The following is a 20,552-nucleotide window of genomic DNA, read 5'->3' on the forward strand; positions in this document are numbered from 1 at the left end:
TTCTTCTCCAATGGATTATTTACCGCAGCCGGCTTTTCTGCCGGGTGTTCTAAGACGGTCGATCAATCGGCCTTTGCCTGAGTTGGCATAATTCTTTCGGTGCCCTTGAGGGCTGTTCAAATGTTCGTCCACACCACTTGGGTGTTTCGAGTTTTGCAAGAAAACAATGTTCCTCGGGTCACCTTTCCAGGCCTTGCCCAAGGCACCGTTACCTTCGACGCTGTTGATATGGTGACCGGTGTAGCCTGCTTTGGACATCTTAGAGTTCAGGCGAGCGTTGCTCTTTGTATTCTTGATCAGCTCGCGTTCCTCATCCGTCCAGTTTCGTGAGCCGCCACCGCGTAGAACCAGATCCCGTTCTTCGCCCCATGCCCTATTGATTGCCGTACCGCGGCCACCCGCTTTCGGGGTGACGGACGCCTTGGGTTTGTAACGTATCAAATCCTCAGGATTCAAGCCGTAGGGGTCGATCCAGGTCAGTGGATTTGTCGAATACAGGTAAAGGTTCAGCCCCCCTGCAAGGCCGATAGGGTCGGGGGTAGTGAAGCGGCCGATATCCGGATCGTAGAAACGGAATGTGTTGTGATGCAAGCCGGTTTCACGGTCCAGGTACTGGCCCTGAAACCTCAGGTTTTGTTCTTCGATGTAGTAGGGTTCACGAATTTCCTGAACCGTGTTTCCCCAAATTCGATAGCTGGCTTGCCAGACGGTCTGACCTTCAGCTTCCGAGAGCAGTTCGGGCAGACCGTTTAGGTCATTGTGGTAATAGCGAACTTTCTGCTGGATGCCACTGCCATCAACGCGAGCGAGAGGTTCGTGACTATCGTCCCCGTATATGTAAAGGCTGGTCTGGGCGTGCTTGTGTTCTTGCAGCAGGCGCAGTCCATCCCAAGTAAAGCGGGTCTCGCTCAACAAATAGCCATTCCCGTCGTAGGTCGCCTTGGCAGTTCTTCGTCCTATAGGGTCGTAGGTCATTTTTACGACAGACCGCTGCCCGCCGTGCTCATTGTGGACCTCAATCAAGCGATGTTCGGCGTCATAGGCAAAGCGCTGGATGCCGCGATTTGCGCTGCGTTTTTCGATCATTCGACCGAAACCGTCGTAACGATAACGTTTGTCCTGATACGTCAGGACCTTGTTGTGCTGTACCAGCCCGGCACCGGGTTGCGGAGCATCCAGAAGGTTCGCAGCTGCATCATAGGAATAGGTTTCGCGTTGGCCTACGAGATTGTCTTGGCTAGCGACCACCCGGTCGGTTGCGTCGTAGTGCAGCAGTTGCCTGCGTTGGCCGCTCGGCGTCTGCTCGAGCTTGCCAATCAGGTTGTCGCTGGGGTCATACTCGAAATGCTTTTGTACCGCAGCAGGAAGTACCGATGCTCGAGTGATCTGACCTCGTTCACGGGAGCGCAATCGCCCACAACGGTCATAGTGATGACGCGTGCTGAGATGTCCTTGGGTACGCAGTACTTCGCGGTGCAGGCGATCGCGCTCGAAGTCGCTGATAACCTGACCGTCGAGATTTATTTGATGGAGGTGCCCACTGCCGTAGTGCAAGCGGTTGAGCCAGCGCCCGTCGGGAAGGCGAGTCTGACTCAGGTTGCCGAGCTCGTCATAGTTATGTTGCAGGGTGCCAGTCGCGCTTTTCTCTTCGATCAGTTGACCAACGCTGTCGTAGTCAAAGTTGATCGCTTGTTGCCTGCCGGCATTGTCGGTAAATGTGACGGCCTTGAGTTGATCCAGCGAGTCGTAGGTGTATTCCGTTCGTCCATCATCAGTGATCTTGACCCGCAGGCGGCCAACAGCGTCGCGCTCAAAGCAATGCACGATGGATGCTTCGGGAGTTACAGGGACTGATGCCATTCCGCTGCCCAGAGGGGCAGGAATAGATTCCATCCGCTTAATGTTGTTCAGTGCGTCGTAATGATAGCGGCGCACGCTACCGTCCAGGTCCTGCTGCTCAGCCACGCGGTCGTTGGCGTCCCAGGAGAAACGGTACCGCTCACCGTTTTCGTTGCACAGAGTGTTAAGGCGGCCATAGCGGTCGTATTCAAAGTTGACTTGGCGGCCGTGCGCATCAAGCCGCTGACTGACCTGTCCCTGGCGATTGCGTTGATAGTAGGTAGAGTGCCCGGAGAAGTCGGTATGTGCGATCAGTTGACCGCTGGTGTCGCGTTGAAAGTGTTCAATGCGTCCATCAGGCAACTGAGTACTCAGCACCAGGCCCCGAGCATCGTAAACAAACGTTGTGCGCTCACCCAATGCATCGGTGACAGCCTGCAAATAGCCTCTTTCGTCATACTTGAAACGGGTCGGGTAACCTGAGCAGTCAATATGCTCAATAAGTTGGCCGAATGGGTTCCAGCGCATCCTTTTGCTTTTTCCCGCTGCGTCGATGACCTCCACCAACTGCCCGTGATCGTCATAGCGATACTGCGAAACATGACCCTGCGGGTCCGTTTCAGCAATGCAGTTACCTCGCTGGTCATAACGTAAGTGCCAGGTGTTGCCTTCGCTGTCCGTGCCAGATACTGGTAAAGCCCAATGCTCAAGCCACGTAGTGGATTCGCTGCGGCCCAGCGGGTCGGTCTCGCCGATCAGGTTGCCAGCGTCGTCGTAGCTGTATGCAAAGCGCCCGCCCAGCGGATCGGTGGCGCTGAGCAATTGGCGCTCGTCGTTCCACTCGAACAGCCATGTTTGCGCGAGGTTGTCGCAGTAGCGAACGATCTGGTGCTGGGTGTTCCAGTGGCGGGTACTGACGCGTTGCAAGCCGTCGGTAATGCGCGTGATACCGGCCTGCAAGTCATAGTCGAACTGGTAGGCGTCGCCTTCGTCGGTCCAGTGCCGGACCACGCGCCATTCCACGTCTTCAACCAAGGCCCATTCGTAGAAACAGCGCAGACCGGTAGGTAACTGGTGCTCCACCATGCGCCGACCACTGTCGTAGCAGAAGCGCCGCTGCACCTGGCCAGTGGCATCGCGGACCTCCGCCAGGTTGCCAGTAGCGTCGTAGCCGTAACTGACGAGCACGTCGCGGCGTTGATCGGGGTAAAGACGTTCGAGCCGCATCACGTGGCCTTGATCGCGGATCAACTCCACTTGCACCAGATCGAATGTATCGCGCAGCCGAATCAGTCGCCCGGCTTCGTCATAATCGACATGGATACGGTTGTCGTTGCGGTCGCCGAGCTGGCTGAGGCGCAGCAATGAAGGGTTGGCAGAGGGTTCAAACAAGCGATACAGCCCGTCATCGCTCTCTATCAGCAATTGCCCGTTGAGGTGTCGGCGCACGGCCAGCCCCTCACCGGCGCTGAACACCGCGCCGCCCAGGGGAATACTGCCCATGTCGATAGGCCGACCCTGTTCATCGGTGTAGACCAGCGTTTCGCCGCCCTCGGGATGGGGACGAATTTCGACGCACACCTCATACGGCACGCTCCAGCCCGCGCCGAACAAACTGCCCGTGCGTTCGTCGCGGCTGTTGTAGAAACGTTGCCAATCAATCGGCAGGATGCCCGGCAGTACGAAATCCAGCTCATTATCGCCGCCCAACACCTTGGCACCGGTGGCAGCATGCACCGGGTTCGACGAGCCCATGGCCGCATTGGCCATCGCCCCCATCGCACTGCTCACGGCCATCGAGGTCGCACCGCCGATCAACATGCACGGCAGCTTGCTGAAGAACTTGCCCTTGCCGCCCTTGAGCATCAACAACGCGGTGACCGCCAGCCCCACACCCGGCGTCTTGCCGCTGCGAATCTCGCGCACCACCACCGAGCCGCCACCAATGGTCACGTTGGATGAAATCAACCCGGACGACACCACGGTCGCATCGCACGTACTGCGATCACCGCTGCGCACCGCCGGCTGGCCGTTGATCGTGACCTTGTCCGAGCCCTCGGCCAGAAACTGCGGTGGCATCGGTGGATGCTTCATGCAGGTGACCAGATCCAGCGGCTTGGGTACGGCGCCCGGCGCCGGGGTGGCAACCGTGGGCCGCCACATCTGCGAGAAGAAGCTTTCGGCCATGTCGAGGTAACTGGCTTCGGGCTCTGGCTGGGGGGCTTCCAGCTCGGTACCGGCCGGCGCTACATGGGAGCTGATCGCCCCGGCGGCGCGGGCGGCAGGAATGCTGTTGGTCAGGGTATCGGTGGAGCCGGTCAGAATGTTGGCCTGCACCGTGGGCGGAAACAGCGCGTTGCTGAAGCTATCGCATAAATTCGTGAGCCCTTTGTCCGCCCCTGTCTTGCTCATGGCCAGGCCGACAATCGTGCCCACCACCGCGCCCAGCAGGAAGCACCCCAGCCCGCCGGTGGCGACGGTAATACCGGTGGCCGCGACCACGGCAGCAGTCGCCACGGCGGTGATTGCGATATTGGCCGCCACCTCCAGCACACCGCCGAGGATGTCAGCCATCATCGAGGTGTGGGACAGCGCATCGCCCATCCGGGCCGCCCATAACGCGTCAGACATGCAGGTAGCTCATCAAGAAATCGCGTCGAACGACAGCGAGTTTTTGATCAATGCCCAATGCGCCGCCTCGGCATCACCCAGCTTGTCCGCCTTCACATAACTCAACGCGAGCATCTTGCGTGTGCCCGGTATCACCAGGGCCAACTGATACTGGAACACCTTGTCATTGCCCTTGTTGAACTGGCTGCGCAGCTCGATGCCTTCGACCTCTTGCGCGGCGCCCAGGCGCACATCCACACCCGGTTGATAGCGCAAGTCCTGCACCTGTTTTTCCAGGCGCTGGAGCTGGTCGTTGAAGTTGCTGTGCAGGGTTTCGCCCTCGGCGAGCAGGCTGCGGCTGACGATCAGGGAGGTGCCCAGTTCGGGGAACTTGAGGATGTTGATCGTCGCGTCCTGCAACTCACTGGCGGGCAGTTGAAACTGGAATTCGTTGATTCGGTACGTCATGGAAAACAGGTCTCGTCAGGAGCTTTTAGGCGCGGGAAACGCGGCTTTGATATTGGCGTCGATGGCGCCTTTCTGGCCCTGGCCATCGGGCGTGGCGCCGGGGCCGCCGCCGTTGTTCAGGTGCAGCACGCCGCCGGTATTGAACTCGGCATCGCCACTGGCGTAGAAACTGATTTGCACGCCAGTCAGGTTGATCTGCCCGCTGGCGTTGAGCTCCAGGATGCTTTCACCGCAGACCAGGCGCAGGTTTTCACCGACTTCGATGACGTAGCTCTGGCTGATGCTGTCGGTCTTCCTCTGGCCCACCGAGAGGATGTCTTCCTGCTTGACGATGCGCAGGCGGTTGTTGCCGATGGTCACCGTCTCGTTGTGCCCGATGCTCTTGTTGCGGTCATGCCCTACCGAGTGACTTTCGTCCACTTCGACGACGATGTCCTGGTTACGCTCGGCATGGATGTACAACTGCTCCAATCCCTTCTTGTCCTCCATGCGGATTTCATTGAAATTGGCCGGCGTGCCGCCCTTGCTCGAGCGGCTCTTCATGCCGCTCTGGGTCGCATTTTCCGGCAGGTCGTAGGGCACCGTCTGCTCCGCGTTGTACACCCGCCCGGTGATGATCGGCCGGTCGGGATCACCTTCCAGAAAGCTCACAATCACTTCCTGGCCGATGCGTGGAATCTGCATCGAGCCCCAGTTCTTGCCGGCCCAGGATTGCGAGACGCGTATCCAGCACGAGCTGTTTTCGTTGGATTGGTCGTGACGGTCCCAGTAGAAGTGCACCTTCACGCGGCCGTACTGGTCGGTCCAGATTTCTTCGCCTTTGGGGCCCACCACCAGCGCGGTCTGCGGGCCTTTGACGATCGGGCGGTGGGTGCTCGCCAGTGGGCGGAAGCTTTGCTGGGCGTCGATGCAGGTCAGGCTGCTTTCGAACTGCGCCGCGCCTGAACCGCCGCCGCTTTCCAGGCTTTCCTGGACGATGTAGTAACGGCAGCCGACGATCAGGTATTCGCGGTTCTGGTCCTGGCGGCTGAAGCCGGTGAGGCTGAACAGGTGGCCGGAGCCCAGGCCGCGGGCATTGCCGCTGAACTCGATCTGCTCATGCAGGGTTTGCAGGGCTTCGATGCGGGTACGTGCGTAGTGTTCGCCGTCTGCGCTTTGCACGTAGGTGCCGGGGTAGTCGTACAGCGGGTAGTCGCCCGCGGTGTGCGGGCGTGGCATGGCCGAGCGCACGTCGATGCTCGCGCTGGGGCGCTGGAAGTCGTAGTCGTTGAGCTCCAGCGAGCCCGGCTGCACTTGCTGCGCCAGGTGCCAGTTGTGCATGTGGTCGCGTTCGCGTTGCTGCTCGTCCTTGGGGTAGTAGGGGATCGACGCGTAGCCCGGCACCGTGGTGTGGGCGCCATAGGCATCGGCCAGCACCAGCACATGGCGGTCCTGCTCATGGCGGAAGAAGTAGTAGATGCCTTCCTGTTCCATCAGGCGGCTGACGAAATCGAAACTGGTCTCGCGGTACTGCACGCAGTATTCCCACTCGCGATACGGCCGGCTCAGGGCGTCTTCGAAGTCGGAAAAGCCCAGGTCACGGAACACCTGCTTGATGATCTGCGGGATGCTCAGGTTCTGGAAAATCCGGCAATCGGACGTACGGCTGAGCAGCCACAGCCATGGGCGCAGCGTCACCTGGTAGCTGGCGAACTGGCCCTGGTCGATGCTCTGGCTGCACTGCGCGACGATGCCGTGGAAATGCCGTTCGCCACCGTCCGCCAGTTGCAGGCCCACGCTCATCGGCTTGCCGAGCAACTGGTTGAGGTCGATGTTGGCGTCCAGGGACGTCAGTTGCAGCTCGTAGGTGAACAGGCGCCCCAGCTCTTCGCCGCCGCCCATTTCATTGAGCAGCAGCACATCCGGCCCGAGGGGGCTGGTGATCTTGGCCAGGCGTGAGGCTTGGTTGAATAGCATCGAAGTACCCTAATAACTGAAGGAACCCAGTCCAAATGTGGGAGGGGGCTTGCCCCCGATAGCAGTGTGTCAGGTGATGCATTGGTGACTGATTCACCGCCATCGGGAGCAAGCCCCCTCCCACATGTTGAGCCGTATTCCGTCAGGTCAATCGTTGAACTGGTAGTGCAGCTCATTATCCCGGCTGCTGATGCGCACACCCGCCAGCGCCTTGCCCTCAAGCATGCGCGTGAGGAATTCACGGCTCATGTCGGGCAGCAGGCTGTTGGTGAGGATGGTGTCGATCATGCGCCCGCCGCTTTCGGTTTCGGTGCAGCGCGAGACGATCAGGTCGACCACCGCGTCGTCGTAGTCGAAGGCGACCTTGTGCGTATTTTCCACACGCTTCTTGATGCGGTTGAGTTGCAGGCGGGTGATCGCCTTGAGCATCTCATCGCTGAGCGGGTAGTAAGGAATGGTCACCAGGCGGCCGAGCAAGGCTGGCGGGAAGATCTCCAGCAATGGCTGGCGCAGGGCCTTGGCGATTTCTTCCGGCTCGGGAATGTTCGCCGGGTCCTTGCACACCTGGGAAATCAGCTCGGTACCGGCGTTGGTGGTCAGCAGGATCAGGGTGTTCTTGAAGTCGATCACCCGGCCTTCGCCGTCTTCCATCACGCCCTTGTCGAACACCTGGAAGAAGATCTCATGCACGTCCGGGTGGGCTTTCTCCACCTCGTCCAGCAGGACCACGCTGTAAGGTTTGCGCCGCACCGCTTCGGTCAGCACGCCGCCTTCGCCGTAGCCGATATAGCCCGGTGGCGCACCCTTGAGGGTCGACACGGTATGGGCTTCCTGGAACTCGCTCATGTTGATGGTGATCACGTTCTGCTCGCCGCCGTACATGGCTTCGGCCAGGGCCAGGGCGGTTTCGGTCTTGCCCACGCCCGAGGTGCCGGCCAGCATGAACACACCGATCGGCTTGCTCGGGTTGTCGAGGCCGGCGCGGGAGGTCTGGATGCGCTTGGCGATCATCTGCAGGGCGTGGTCCTGGCCGATGATGCGTTTTTTCAGGTGCTGGTCGAGGTTGAGCACGGTTTCCAGTTCGTTGCGGGCCATGCGGCCCACCGGGATACCGGTCCAGTCGGCGACCACCGAGGCCACGGCCTGGTAATCCACGGTCGGCAGGATCAACGGGGTTTCGCCTTGCAGCGCGGTGAGGCGCTGTTGCAGATCGACCAGTTTTGCACGCAGCTCATCGTTGCCACTGTCCACAACCCCGGCCTTTTCGCGCAGGGTTGCACGGGTGGCGAGCAATTCATCCACCAACGCTTTCTCTTCGGCCCAGCGGCTTTCCAACGTGGCCAGGCGCTCGCGCTCGGCGCTCAGCAAGGCTTCGCTGTTGCTCTGGCGCGCGCCAATCGCAATGCCGATGGCATGCTCGCGGGCGATGATTTGCAGCTCGGTTTCCAGGGCTTCGATGCGGCGACGGCTGTCGTCCACTTCGGCCGGCACCGCGTGCAGGCTGATAGCGACGCGGGCGCAGGCGGTGTCCAGCAGGCTTACGGATTTGTCCGGCAACTGGCGCGCGGGGATGTAGCGGTGAGACAGCTTCACCGAGGCTTCCAGGGCTTCATCGAGGATCTGCACCTGGTGGTGTTTCTCCATGGTCGACGCCACGCCGCGCATCATCAGCAGCGCCTTGTCTTCCGACGGCTCGGCCACCTGTACCACTTGGAAACGACGGGTCAGGGCCGGGTCTTTCTCGATGTGTTTTTTGTACTCGGCCCAGGTCGTCGCGGCCACGGTACGCAGGGTGCCACGGGCCAGGGCGGGCTTGAGCAGGTTGGCGGCATCACCGGTCCCGGCGGCACCACCGGCACCTACGAGAGTGTGGGCTTCGTCGATAAACAGAATGATCGGCTTGGGCGAGGCCTGGACGTCTTCAATGACCTGGCGCAGGCGCTGTTCGAACTCGCCTTTCATGCTGGCCCCGGCTTGCAGCAGGCCCACGTCGAGGCTGCGCAGTTCCACGTCTTTCAGCGCGGGCGGCACGTCGCCGGCGACGATGCGCAGGGCAAAACCTTCGACCACGGCGGTCTTGCCGACGCCGGCTTCGCCGGTGAGGATCGGGTTGTTCTGGCGGCGACGCATGAGGATGTCCACCAGCTGGCGGATCTCTTCGTCACGGCCCACGATCGGATCGAGCTTGCCGCTGCGTGCCTGCTCGGTCAGGTCGACGGTGAAACGCTTGAGGGCCTCCTGCTTGCCCATCGCACTCGGCGCCATGGCACCGCTGGCTTCGCCTGGAACGCCGGCATTAAAACCATCGCTGGCGCTGAGGGCGTTTTCCGGCGAGTCGCCGACGTATTCGTCAAAGCGTTCGCTCAGGGCTTCGGCCTTGATCTTGTCGAACTCAGACGACAGGCCGAGCAACGCATGGCGCAGGCTTGGGGTCTTGAGGATGCCCAGCACCAGGTAACCGGTGCGCACCTGGCTTTCGCCGAACATCAGGCTGCCATAGACCCAGCCGCGCTCCACGGCTTCTTCCACATGGGAAGACAGGTCGGTGATCGAGGTCGAACCACGCGGCAGGCGGTCCAGGGCTTCGGTGAGGTCACGGGCCAGGCGCGCCGGTTCCACGTTGAACTGGCGGATGATGCGGTGCAGGTCCGAGTCCTGCAGTTGCAGCAACTGGTGAAACCAGTGGGCCAGTTCCACGTACGGGTTGCCCCGCAGCTTGCAGAACACGGTGGCGGCTTCGATGGCCTTGTAGGCCACGCTGTTGAGTTTGCCGAACAACGCGGCGCGACTGATTTCACCCATGCTCTGGATTCCTTGAGGTGGTGGCTTGATCGGCGTAATGCCGGGCCAGGATTAGGTCGTTGGCATCAACCGCAGGGCGGCCAAGCCAGGTGTTGAAGCCCAGGCGGAACTGGCCGTTGAGTTGCAGCGCCGGCACTTCGGGTTGTTGCAAAACCAGGTTCAAGTCCCAGTCCAATTCATGGCCCAGGTACTCGGCCACCCAGGCCACCAGCTCATTGAACGGCGACTGGCCAGGCAGCATGCCCATGTAGTCGTCCAGCTTGAGTGGGCCCAGGCGGATACGGAATTTATGCTGGCGGTCCCACACGTGGCTGCCCAGGCAGAAGTCCACGCCCAGTTGGTTGGCGCTGACGCCCACGCGGCTGCGCTCGGGCAGTTCCAGCCATTGGCCGACGTATTCTTCGATCTCCACCGGCAGGCCGAAATACTCGCCGAGGATCGCCTTCAAACCGTCCGGGTAGCGGGTTTGCGCCGACAGATGGCCGCTGTAATGCAGCTTCGCGGTATCAGGGATGAGCCCCTGATTCAGCAGGCTTGGCATCCCGCGACCACTCAGTGCGGCGAGGCGTGCAGACCAGTAGTCATCGTCCGGGCGGTCGTGGCTGACCGTCGGCCGTGCCTCGGCCCAGGCCCGGTAGAATAGGCTCAGCAGGCGGTGGTGGAAGATATCCAGGAACTGCTTGCTGGTGCTGTCGGCGTTGTTGCGCTGGCGTTCGCGCACGTATTCGGTGATATGCAGCGGCAGCGGGCCGTTGGGGCCGCCAAGGCCGAAGAAGAATTGCTCCAGCCGCGCCGGCTTGCCGTCGCCACCGGGATCGACCGAGGCCAGCGTAGCCGGGGCGAAAGTGCAATCGGCCTGCTGCCCCAGGCGCAGCGGGTCATCCGCCAGGCGCAGGGAATGGCCCAGGCGCGGCAGCTCGGGCGATTCGCACTCGATACGCCGCAATGCCTGGAAGAAATCGTATTCCCAGGGCTCCTGATGCATCGCATCCAAAGTACTCACAGGGTCGGACGACGCCCGGGCTTGGCTTTCCATCGCATGATCTCGCCGCGTTCGGTGGTACGGATCACCGTCTCGGTAAAACTGTTGATCGACACGTAGCGTGCCAGGAAGCGTTCCAGCACCGCACCGAGCAGGAACACGCCGGTGCCGCGAAACGCGTTTTCATCAAACTCCAAGGTAATTTCCAGGCCACGACCAAACACGATCGGGCCGGGCATCGGCAAGCGGCGAGTGACCGCCTTGCTGCTGACCTCGCGCAGGCCTTCGATCTGCAATTGCAGGGCGGCGTCGTTGCTGTCGCCGTACAGGCGTAGCAGTTCGCGCAATGCCGCCGCGCCCTGGCCCTGTTCGCTCAGGGACAAATAGTTGAGGGACAACTGGCTGATCAGGCGCCAGGCCTTGGCATCATGGGCATGGCTGGCGCGCGGGCGGCTTGGCCCGGCGACGCAACGCACGGATAAAACCGGCGCACTGTCGGCCAGGGTGAAGTCGGTCTTGCCGTTGCCCACGCTCATGAACAGCGGCAAATCGCGGTTGGTGCACAACGCGGTCACGCCAAGCTGGCGCAGGTCGTGGCGATACGGCGCCTGGCGGTTGTCGACCAGGCTGACAAAGGTTTCGCTGCCCACATAGGTGGAGCGCGGGCCGTTGCGGCGCTGGTCGCTGGACAACACCCGTGGCTCGCGGCGCACGGTGTAGTAAGCCTGGTCGCGGCCATACCGCGATGGATCGCGTACCGCATAGAACGGCAAAAATGGCTGCTCTGGCCCGGTGCCGTGGCCGGTGATGCCGCTCAACGAATGAATCTCGAAATCCATCGGCCGCGTGCGGTCGGCGATCACATGGTGTTCGTTGACCCGGTCGGACAAGTGGATACGGTCCACGCGCTTCGGGAACAGGTTGATCGCCGGGGTGCAGAACGGCAAAAACTGCGCCGCGCCGACGCTGCCTTCCAGGCTCGGTTCGTGACGGTCGAACAGCACGATCAGTTCCAGTTCCTGGCCGTCGCAACGCTTGACCGCACGGCTCAGCTCGGCGAACTCGACGAACAGGAAGCGGTGGGGCAGGGCGAAGTACTCCTGCAACAGGCGGTAGCCCTGGAACGCCCGCGCCACCACTGGCATGGCGGCATCGGCGTCATCGAAGCCCCGCGAGCGCAATGCGCCTTGTGGCAGGCGTTCGACCCAATCGCCACCGGGCTTGCGCGCAAACACCGCGCAGGCGTTGCCCAGCAGTTGTTCGTAAAGGCGGAACGGCTGCTCGTCGGCACCGCTGAGGTACAGCGGCAGGTTGTCCAGGTCGAGGCTGTTGAACGGCAATTCGGCGCCGGTGCGCAGGGTCAGGCGCAAGCCGGCCTTGGCTTTCGGCTCACTGGCGGCCAGGCGCCCGAGCACGGCGGCGGGGTTGCCGAAGTACTCGGCGCCACTGACCTGCAACGGCCACAACGTCACCGGATGCGCGGTGCGGTACTCGCAGCAGGTCTGGGTTTCGCGGCCCAAGGCGGCGCGCAACACGGTGTCGCGCGGCAGCGGGAAGCCGCTGGCCAGGGAGCCTTCATCGGGATCGGTCTGCAACTGCACCACGGTCATCGACGGGGTCGGCGCCAGGTAGTGCGGGTAGGCGATTTCCAGCAGGTTGTGGGTGAAGGTCGGGTACTCGGCGTCGAGCTTGAGCTGCACGCGGGCAGTGAGGTAGGCAAAGCCCTCCAGCAAGCGTTCGACGTACGGGTCGGCGCAGTCCATACCGGACAGGGTCAGCCGACTGGCGATCTTCGGGTATTCCTTGGCGAACTCGGCGGCGCTTTCGCGCACGTGGTGCAGTTCCTGGTTGTACAGCTCCAGCAGACGCGGGTTCATGGGCGCCTCCGCTGGTCGGCATTGACCACGCGCACATGGCCGGATTCCAGGTCGAGGTCGGTTTGCAGCAACAGGCGCAATGGCACCGGCTGCGCCCACAGGTCGCCTTCGATCTCGAAACTCAGGGCGTTGTGATTCATCTCGCCATGGCCGACGCGGGCTTTGACGCGCAGGGTGTGGCGCAGGATGCGTGGTTCAAAGGTGGCGATCGCCTGGTAGATCAGGGCTTCCAGGGCCTTGATATCAACGCTGGAAACGCTGTTGCCCGCCAGCGCCGGCAGGCCGTAATTGACCACCGAGGTGCCTGCTTGTGTGTGCAGCGTGGCATCGGCATCGAGCAACGACGTGGTGTTGAGCAGCCACGCCAGGTCGCGCAGCACCGAGGCCTTCAATTGGGTCAGGGACAATACGCGTTTATCCGCGCTTTCCTTGGGATTGGTTGGGTCGTCGTCGGTCAACCGGTCCAGCAGGGACGGTTGCAGACGGTCGCGGGAAGCGATTTCAGTTACCACCAAAGCAGCTCCACGGACGGGTTGTGAGAGGGACGCTCGTTCAGAGGGGCAGGGGCTTGTGGCCGTGGCGCAAAGCCACGGCCACAAAGGCTATCAGCGCTTGGTGTTGGAACGGATGTTCCAGCCAAACTTGATCGCGCCGCCGTCTTTAGTGCCGTCGGCTTTCTGCGGCTGGTAGTCGACCATCACTTGGGCGAAGTTCAGGGTGACGTTTTCAGTCAGGCGGTCATCGCTGCCCGAACCGCCGGTGCTCAGGGACGTGACCAGCACTTCTTCCAGGTTGATGATCATGTACTCGACCTGGCTTTCGCCACCGGCCTTGCGCACGGTCAGCTTGACCTTGTCGATGTGCTTGCCGCTGGCGCAGTGCATCATCAGGTTCGGCGACGCCTTGTCGACGTACTTGGTCAGCGACAGGTCCTGGATATTCACCTTGCCCGCGCCGCCGCCACCGCCGACGTGCATGTTGCCGGACTGGGACATGCCCCAGCTCCAGTTCAGCACGTCGATCTCGTCCTTGTGGGCCTTGTCCATGGACTCGCCCTTGATGTCGCCGATCTTGATGAAAATATCAACAGCCATGTTTTCTCCCTGTGTGGTCTCAGCCACAGTATTTGTTAACGCCGCCGACCCCTGTAGGAGCGAGCTTGCTCGCGAAGGTCGTCAACGGTGACGCAGGCATCCTGGATGAACGCAGCGCCTTCAAGTTTTTCGCGAGCAAGCTCGCTCCTACAGGGAGCGAGCCAGTCCGGATTTTTTACGCGCTTTTTGCCGAAGGCAGCTTCGATACCAGGCGCAACGACACGGTCAGCCCTTCGAGCTGGTAGTGCGGGCGCAGGTAGAACTTGGAGTTGTAGTAACCCGGGTTGCCTTCGACGTCCTCCACGATCACTTCAGCGGCAGCGAGCGGGTGCTGGGCCTTGGTGGTTTCGGTGGAGTGCGCCGGGTCGCCGTCGACGTAGTTGAGGATCCAGTCCTGCAACCAGCGCTGCATCTCGTCCTTCTCTTTGAAGGAACCGATCTTGTCGCGCACGATGCACTTCAAGTAGTGAGCGAAACGGCAGGTGGCGAACAGGTACGGCAGGCGCGCGGCCAGGTTGGCGTTGGCGGTGGCGTCCGGGTCGTCGTATTCGGCCGGTTTCTGCAACGACTGCGCACCGATGAACGCGGCGAAGTCGGTGTTTTTCTTGTGCAGCAGCGGCATGAAACCGTTCTTCGCCAGTTCCGCTTCACGGCGGTCGCTGATGGCGATTTCGGTCGGGCACTTCATGTCCACGCCACCGTCATCGGTAGGGAACGTGTGGGCCGGCAGGTTTTCCACTTCACCGCCAGACTCCACGCCACGGATGCGCGAGCACCAGCCGTAGTGCTTGAACGAACGGTTGATGTTCACCGCCATCGCATAGGCCGCGTTGGCCCAGGTGTACTTGGAGCTGTCGGCGCCATCGGTGTTTTCTTCGAAAGCGAAGGCTTCCACCGGGTCGGTCTTGGCGCCATACGGCAGGCGCGCCAGGAAGCGCGGCATGGTCAGGCCGATGTAGCGCGAGTCTTCCGATTCACGCAGCGAGCGCCAGCCGGCGTATTCCGGGGTGGTGAAGATCTTGGTCAGGTCGCGCGGGTTCGACAGTTCCTGCCACGAGCCCATGCCCATCACGGTCGGCGAAGCCGCAGCGATGAACGGGGCGTGCATGGCGGCGCAGACTTTCGACAGCTCGCCCAGCAGCTCGACATCGGGTGGCGACTGGTCGAAGTAGTAGTCGCCTACCAGGCAACCGTACGGTTCGCCGCCGAACTGGCCGTATTCTTCTTCGTACATCTTCTTGAAGATCGGGCTCTGGTCCCAGGCCGTGCCCTTGAATTTCTTCAGGGTCTTGTGCAGGTCCGGCTTGGAGATGTTGAGCACGCGAATCTTGAGCTGCTCATCGCTCTCGGTGTTGTTGACCAGGTAGTGCAGGCCACGCCAGGCGCTTTCCAGCTGTTGGAAATCCGGGTGGTGGATGATCTGGTTGACCTGGGCGGTGAGCTTGGCGTCGATGGCGGCGATGATCGATTCGATCGACTTGATCGCGTCGTTGGACACCAGGTCGGTTTGCGCCAGGGCCTGTTCGGCCAGGGTGCGCACGGCGGTTTCCACGGCTTCGCGGGCACGCTCGGTCTTAGGCTTGAATTCCTGCATCAACAAGGATGCGAACTCGCTGGTTTCCTCAATTGCACCCAGGCTCTGGGCGCCTTCGCGGGCGGTATTGTCAGTCATGATTACTGCTCCCCTGCAGGCTTAGGCGCGCTGGCAAGTGCCTGAAGCAGTGCCGGGTCCTTGATCGCCTTCATGATGATTTCTTCAGCGCCAGTCTTGCCGTCCATGTAGGTCAGCAGGTTGGCCAGTTGGGTGCGGGCTTCGAGCAGTTGCTTGAGCGAGTCGACCTTGCGGGCCACGGCGGCCGGGCTGAAGTCGTCCATGCTTTCGAAGGTGATATCCAGGCTCAGGTTGCCTTCACCGGTCAGCTCGTTGGGTACGTGGAACGCCACGCGTGGCTGCATGGCCTTGAGGCGCGAGTCGAAGTTATCGACATCCACTTCAAGGAACTTGCGGTCGGCCACAGGCGCCAGAGGCTCGGCAGGCTTGCCGGCGAGGTCGGCCATCACACCCATCACGAAGGGCAGCTGGACCTTTTTCTCGGCGCCGTAGAGCTCGACGTCGTACTCGATCTGCACTCGAGGCGCGCGGTTGCGCGCGATGAATTTCTGAGAACTTTGCTTCGCCACGTTGCTGCTCCTGGTCGCTTGAGCGACGGTGTTGTTACTGCACAGCCGGGCGGTTTACTCGCCGTCCGGGCCGCGCAGGTTTTCAAATTGGGACATGCCATCGGGAATCAGGTTGCGCACGATGGCCGCGAAGTCGGCGTGCACCAGATGTTTGGCCCGGTTCAACAACACCGGCAGCGGGCTCGAAGGCTCGTGCCGGGTGTAGTACGCAAGGATCTTGTCGAGGCTGCGCAGCACGTCGTCGCGGTTGGCGATGTCGCCAGTGGGGCGAGGTGCGGCGGGGGCAGCGGCGAAATCGACCGAGGGGGCATTGTCGTCACTGACGGCCTCGGGTTCGCGGCTGCTTGTAGGGTCGGGTACGGCTTGGTTGAGTATTTGCAACGCCTGCTTGAGCGGCTGCTTCAGCAGGCTGAGGTCCACGCCCTGGGCTGAACCGACCTGGTCGCTGACCTGCTGCTCGATGGCTTCGCAGGCGGCGCGCGCCGTGCTCAAGGCGTCACGGGTGGCCTGCAGTTGTTCGGGATCGCTGTCGAGGAACGCGGCGTTGAGTTGCTGGGCGCCGAGCTGTTCATCGGGGAAATTCATCAGGCCGCTGGCGCTGAGCGCAGCGCGCAGGCTCACGGGGCCGAAGGTGCGCGAGCGCGTGAGGATGCTTTCGCGCAACAGACGAATGGTCGCGTCGCTGGTCAGGCCAGACAGGGCGTTGATGCGCACGGTGGGGTCGTTATCGTCGTCGGCATCCAGGTGCGGATGCAGGTCGGCCCAGTATTCGCGCAGCAGCGCGTTGATCAGCGTGAGGACTTCAGCCAGCCCGGCCACGCCTTGCAGGGCGAGGGAGCTTTGCAGCAGGAAATGGGTGATGCGCAGGTCTTTGCTGCGTTGCAGCAAGTCAAGGCTTTGCTGCTGGATGCTGCGCCACTCCGGCGGTTCAGCGGGCAGGATCGAGTCGCCCATGCTGCGCTCGGGTTGGCCCTTGGCATCACGCTCCAATTGCAAAAATTGCGCGTCATATTCCATGTCTTCACCACACGGCGAAGTCGCGGAAACGGCGGTGAGCAGCAACGGCACATCCACTGAAATCGATCTCCCTATCAGCCCGTTAAATGGCGGGCAATTCATGCATTAGTTGCGCGAGGAACTTTGCATGTTTTCTTGGTCATATAAGTAAGATGCCACTAATGTGCCATCACTGGTATTCAAGAAGTTGTGCATTTTTGGTGTAGTACTTATGCCTTGTCAAGGTAAGCTATTCGCGCTCTGTGACAGATGTGCGGTGTTTAACAACCTGCGCGACTGGTGGGTCGAACGACGCACCGGAACAGGATTTTTGTCATGAAGGCCAGTTAAGATCAGCGATCATGCTGACAAAAGCAGGTTGTGGAAGGTCGATTGCACGACCTGATGGGGATCTCTCGGGAATCGCTGTCCCTTGGATCGACTGCGCGCGAAGTATCAGCAAGGAGGCAAGATGTCGCTGTGTTTGACTATCACTAGTTATCACAAGATTACCCCGGGGCAGTGCTCCGAAAAGTCCATGAACCAGGGCTCGATGGCTATCGGCCGCAGCTCGGATAATGACTGGGTATTGCCCGACCCTGAGCGCCTGGTGTCTTCGCAGCACTGCGTTATTCAATACAAAGATGGCCGTTATTATTTAACCGATAACAGTACAAATGGTGTGGAGTTGGTTAACGCCGGTATTCGTATGCGCCGGGGTAATAGCGAGCCGCTGCAGGATGGCGAGTTGATCCGCATCGGCGATTACGAAATCCAGGCACGTATCGATTTCAATGTGCAGGCCGTCGATAGCCAGCCGTTTGCCGGTGATTCACCGAACAGTTTTGAGGCCTTGATGGGCGCCGTGGCGAACAAGCCCGCGCCGACGCCCGTGATTGCGCCGCAGTTCCACGGCGCTTCGTCGATGGACACGCTGCCCGACCTGTTCGACTTTCTCAGCCCCACCGCCGTACCGCCGCCCACCGTGCCGGACCACGTACCCTCCGAGCAACACGACTTCCGCCCACCTACGCCGGTCGCGGTGCCGCTGGTCGAGAAGCCTGCGGTATCCGGCGCGGTGATTCCCGAAGACTGGGACCTGTTTGGCGATACGCCAGCGCCGTTGACCAGCGCGCCGCCGCCTGCGCCGACACCACCCCCCGTACCGACACCGCCGCCTGCACCGAGCGTGCCGTCGCCCCCCGTGGTCGAGCCCGTGCTCCCCGTGGCCGATACCCGGCAACCCGACCTCCTGCAAGCCTTCCTGCGTGGCGCGGGCCTGGATCAACTGCGCCTGGACAAGGCCGATGCCTGTGCGCAGATGGAAAGCATCGGCCGCAGCTACCGCCTGATGGTCGAGGGCTTGATCGACGTGTTGCGCGCCCGCGCCAGTCTCAAGGGCGAGTTCCGCATGCAGCAGACGATGATCCAACCCGCCGAAAACAATCCGTTGAAATTCGCACCGAACGCCGACGAAGCGTTACTGCTGCTGCTTCGCCATGGCAACCAAGCGTTTATGGCTCCGGATCTCGCCGTGCGCGACAGTTTCGACGATCTGCGCGCCCATCAGTTGGCGGTGATGGCGGGGGTGGAAGCGGCGATCAAACACCTGCTCGGCCGCTTCGAACCGGCACAACTGGAAGAACGCATGGGCAAACCCGGCGGGCTGTCGAGCCTTTTCAACGGTTCGCGCCAGGCCCAGTACTGGCAACAATTCACCGAGCTCTACAGCAATATTTCCCGCGAGGCCCAGGAAGATTTCCAGGACCTGTTCGGCCGCGAATTCAGCCGAGCCTACGAAGAACACAGCGCACGCCAGCGTCGCTGACCCGCAGCACATGGATTAACGGATAGCTAAGTACGTCATTGAGGACGCAGGATGATTCCCAGGTTTTTACTCGCAGTCGCTACCGCGCTGCTGCTGACCGCGTGTGCCAAGGACGCGGCCAAACCCGAAACAGCCGCTGAGGCTGAAGTGGACACCGCCGCCGTCGAGTTGCATTTCCACGCCATTGCCGGGCTTAACCCCGGCGCCAACGGCCAGGCCGCCCCGGTGCGGGTACGGATTTTCGAACTGAAGAACGCCGCCACCTTCGCCCGCTCCGATTACTTCGCCCTGGCTGACCGCGCGCAATCCACCCTCGGCCTGGACCTGCTGGACCAGGACGAAGTCATGGTGCAACCCGGCCAGCAACTGAGCATCCAGCGCGACCTCGACCCCTCCACGCGCCAGATCGGCTTGCTGGTGGGTTATCGCGAGCTGGACCGCGCGCAATGGCGCACGGTGATCAACGTGCCCGCGCGCCAATACACCGAATACCAGATCAGCCTCGATGTGCGTGCCGTGCGCGCCGACGTCGTGGCTACCCCATCCAGCCCTGCCCAATAAGAAGCAATCGGAGCCCCCATGTCCTGGAACAATCGCGTGGTCTGGTCGGAAGGCATGTTCATCGGAACGCAGCACTTCCAGCAGCATGACCGTTACCTGGAAAACCTGATCGACGCCCGCAGCCGTCCGCTGTCCGCTGGCGCCTGGGGCTTTTCCGAGTTGCTGATCGACCAGGGCCTGCTGGCCCAGGGCAAGCTGGCGATCGTGTCGGCGCGCGGCCTGTTGCCCGACGGCACGCCGTTCAATATTCCCCAGGATGACCTCGCGCCGAGCCCGTTGAATATCGACGACAACCTGCGCGACGGCCTGGTCTACCTGGCCTTGCCCCTCAAGCGCGCGGGTGCCCGCGACACCGTCGACGACGGCGAAGACCTTGGCGCCGCGCGTTACGTGAGCCAGGTGCGCGAAGTGCGCGACGACAACGCCCCTTTCGAGAACCGCGCCCCAGTGGCCGTTGGCTCCCGTGCCTTGCGCCTGCTGACCGCGCAGGATGGCATCAGCGATTACGCCGCCATCGGCCTGGTGCGCATCAAGGAAAAACGCGCCGACCGCGCACTGGTCCTCGACGACACTTATATCCCGCCGGTATTGGACGTGGCCGCGAGCAAACCACTGAGCGCATTTCGCAGTGAGCTGCTTGGCCTGCTGCACCAGCGTGGCGAAGCCCTGGCGGGCCGTGTGGTGGCCTCGGGTGCCGGTGGGGCGTCGGAGATTGCCGACTTCATGCTGTTGCAACTGGTCAACCGTGCCCAACCGCTGATCCAGCATTTCAACCAGTTGAGCCCGCTGCATCCGGAGCGTTTCTTCAGCGAACTGGTCAGCCTGGCCGGTGAGTTTTCCACCTTTTCCACCAGTGGCCGTCGCCCCCAGGAATACCCGCAGTACCAGCACGACGACCTGGCCCTGAGCTTCGCCCCGGTGATGGCGGCGCTGCGCGAAGCGTTGTCGATGCTGATCGACAGCAAGGCCACGCCGATCCCGATCGTGGAGAAAGCCTATGGCATCCACGTGGCGATGCTGGCCGACAAGACCCTGCTCGACAGCGCCAGCTTCATCCTCGTGGTGCGTGCCGATGTGCCAGGCGAAACCCTGCGCGCGCGCTTCGGCCAGCAGAGCAAGGTCGGCTCGGTGGAGCACATCCGTGACCTGGTCAACCTGCAACTGCCGGGCATCAGCCTGCTGCCGTTGCCGGTGGCGCCACGTCAGATTCCCTACCACGCAGGCAGTACCTATTACGAGCTGGACCGCGGCAGCGAGCACTGGCAGCAGTTGGGCAACTCCGGCGGTTTCGCCTTCCATATCGCCGGGCAGTTCCCGGGTTTGAACCTGGCCTTCTGGGCGATCCGAGGATAATTCGC

At 61.8% G+C, this 20,552-nt stretch carries 14 protein-coding genes; 3 read left to right on the top strand and 11 right to left on the bottom strand.

Annotated elements, in window-relative coordinates; translation table 11 throughout:
* Positions 1 to 15: 15 nt before the first annotated feature.
* The 11 genes from QU606_RS00815 to tssA all read right to left on the bottom strand — a co-directional run bounded on the left by QU606_RS00815 (position 16) and on the right by tssA (position 16,883).
* Positions 16 to 4,470 (bottom strand): RHS repeat-associated core domain-containing protein, encoded by a 4,455-nt coding sequence (locus QU606_RS00815; RefSeq protein WP_304998031.1) that lies wholly within the window; start codon positions 4,468 to 4,470, stop codon positions 16 to 18.
* Between the two features lie 12 nt (positions 4,471 to 4,482).
* Positions 4,483 to 4,917 (bottom strand): DcrB-related protein, encoded by a 435-nt coding sequence (locus tag QU606_RS00820; protein ID WP_024078138.1) that lies wholly within the window; start codon positions 4,915 to 4,917, stop codon positions 4,483 to 4,485.
* Positions 4,918 to 4,932: 15 nt separating this feature from the next.
* Complete coding sequence (locus tag QU606_RS00825) at positions 4,933 to 6,873, bottom strand: type VI secretion system Vgr family protein (RefSeq protein WP_024078137.1); 1,941 nt, start codon at positions 6,871 to 6,873, stop codon at positions 4,933 to 4,935.
* A gap of 147 nt (positions 6,874 to 7,020) precedes the next feature.
* The gene (tssH, locus tag QU606_RS00830) at positions 7,021 to 9,675 is read right to left on the bottom strand and encodes a type VI secretion system ATPase TssH (protein ID WP_024078136.1); all 2,655 of its coding nucleotides are present in this window, start codon (positions 9,673 to 9,675) and stop codon (positions 7,021 to 7,023) included.
* Positions 9,668 to 10,711: a type VI secretion system baseplate subunit TssG gene (gene tssG / locus QU606_RS00835; RefSeq protein WP_024078135.1), complete on the bottom strand. Its 1,044-nt coding sequence runs from the start codon at positions 10,709 to 10,711 to the stop codon at positions 9,668 to 9,670. Before tssG ends, tssH begins: the two co-directional genes overlap by 8 nt.
* Positions 10,675 to 12,534, bottom strand: a complete 1,860-nt coding sequence (tssF, locus tag QU606_RS00840) for a type VI secretion system baseplate subunit TssF (protein ID WP_304998032.1) — start codon at positions 12,532 to 12,534, stop codon at positions 10,675 to 10,677. The genes tssG and tssF overlap by 37 nt, the downstream gene beginning before the upstream one ends.
* Positions 12,531 to 13,046, bottom strand: coding sequence for a type VI secretion system baseplate subunit TssE (gene tssE / locus QU606_RS00845; protein WP_027608263.1), 516 nt, complete (start codon positions 13,044 to 13,046; stop codon positions 12,531 to 12,533). The genes tssF and tssE overlap by 4 nt, the downstream gene beginning before the upstream one ends.
* Before the next feature lie 93 nt (positions 13,047 to 13,139).
* Positions 13,140 to 13,628: a type VI secretion system tube protein Hcp gene (locus tag QU606_RS00850; protein WP_024078132.1), complete on the bottom strand. Its 489-nt coding sequence runs from the start codon at positions 13,626 to 13,628 to the stop codon at positions 13,140 to 13,142.
* A gap of 175 nt (positions 13,629 to 13,803) precedes the next feature.
* A complete protein-coding gene (gene tssC / locus QU606_RS00860; protein WP_024078131.1) occupies positions 13,804 to 15,300 on the bottom strand; it encodes a type VI secretion system contractile sheath large subunit in 1,497 nt (498 codons plus the stop codon).
* A 2-nt stretch (positions 15,301 to 15,302) separates the two neighbouring features.
* A complete protein-coding gene (gene tssB / locus QU606_RS00865) occupies positions 15,303 to 15,809 on the bottom strand; it encodes a type VI secretion system contractile sheath small subunit (protein WP_003213340.1) in 507 nt (168 codons plus the stop codon).
* Positions 15,810 to 15,863: 54 nt separating this feature from the next.
* Positions 15,864 to 16,883, bottom strand: a complete 1,020-nt coding sequence (gene tssA, locus QU606_RS00870) for a type VI secretion system protein TssA (RefSeq protein ID WP_024078130.1) — start codon at positions 16,881 to 16,883, stop codon at positions 15,864 to 15,866.
* Positions 16,884 to 17,277: 394 nt separating this feature from the next.
* Between tssA and tagH the strand changes: the two genes are divergently transcribed.
* From tagH to tssK, 3 genes are read left to right on the top strand one after another with little or no spacing between them, the layout of a single operon-like run.
* A complete protein-coding gene (gene tagH / locus QU606_RS00875) occupies positions 17,278 to 18,633 on the top strand; it encodes a type VI secretion system-associated FHA domain protein TagH (protein WP_304998033.1) in 1,356 nt (451 codons plus the stop codon).
* Positions 18,634 to 18,684: 51 nt separating this feature from the next.
* Positions 18,685 to 19,194, top strand: coding sequence for a type VI secretion system lipoprotein TssJ (gene tssJ, locus QU606_RS00880; RefSeq protein WP_024078128.1), 510 nt, complete (start codon positions 18,685 to 18,687; stop codon positions 19,192 to 19,194).
* A gap of 18 nt (positions 19,195 to 19,212) precedes the next feature.
* Positions 19,213 to 20,547, top strand: coding sequence for a type VI secretion system baseplate subunit TssK (gene tssK, locus QU606_RS00885; RefSeq protein ID WP_024078127.1), 1,335 nt, complete (start codon positions 19,213 to 19,215; stop codon positions 20,545 to 20,547).
* Positions 20,548 to 20,552 lie beyond the last annotated feature (5 nt).

Origin of the sequence: Pseudomonas sp. OVF7 (assembly GCF_030644265.1) — a bacterium.
Lineage (GTDB): Bacteria > Pseudomonadota > Gammaproteobacteria > Pseudomonadales > Pseudomonadaceae > Aquipseudomonas > Aquipseudomonas gorinensis.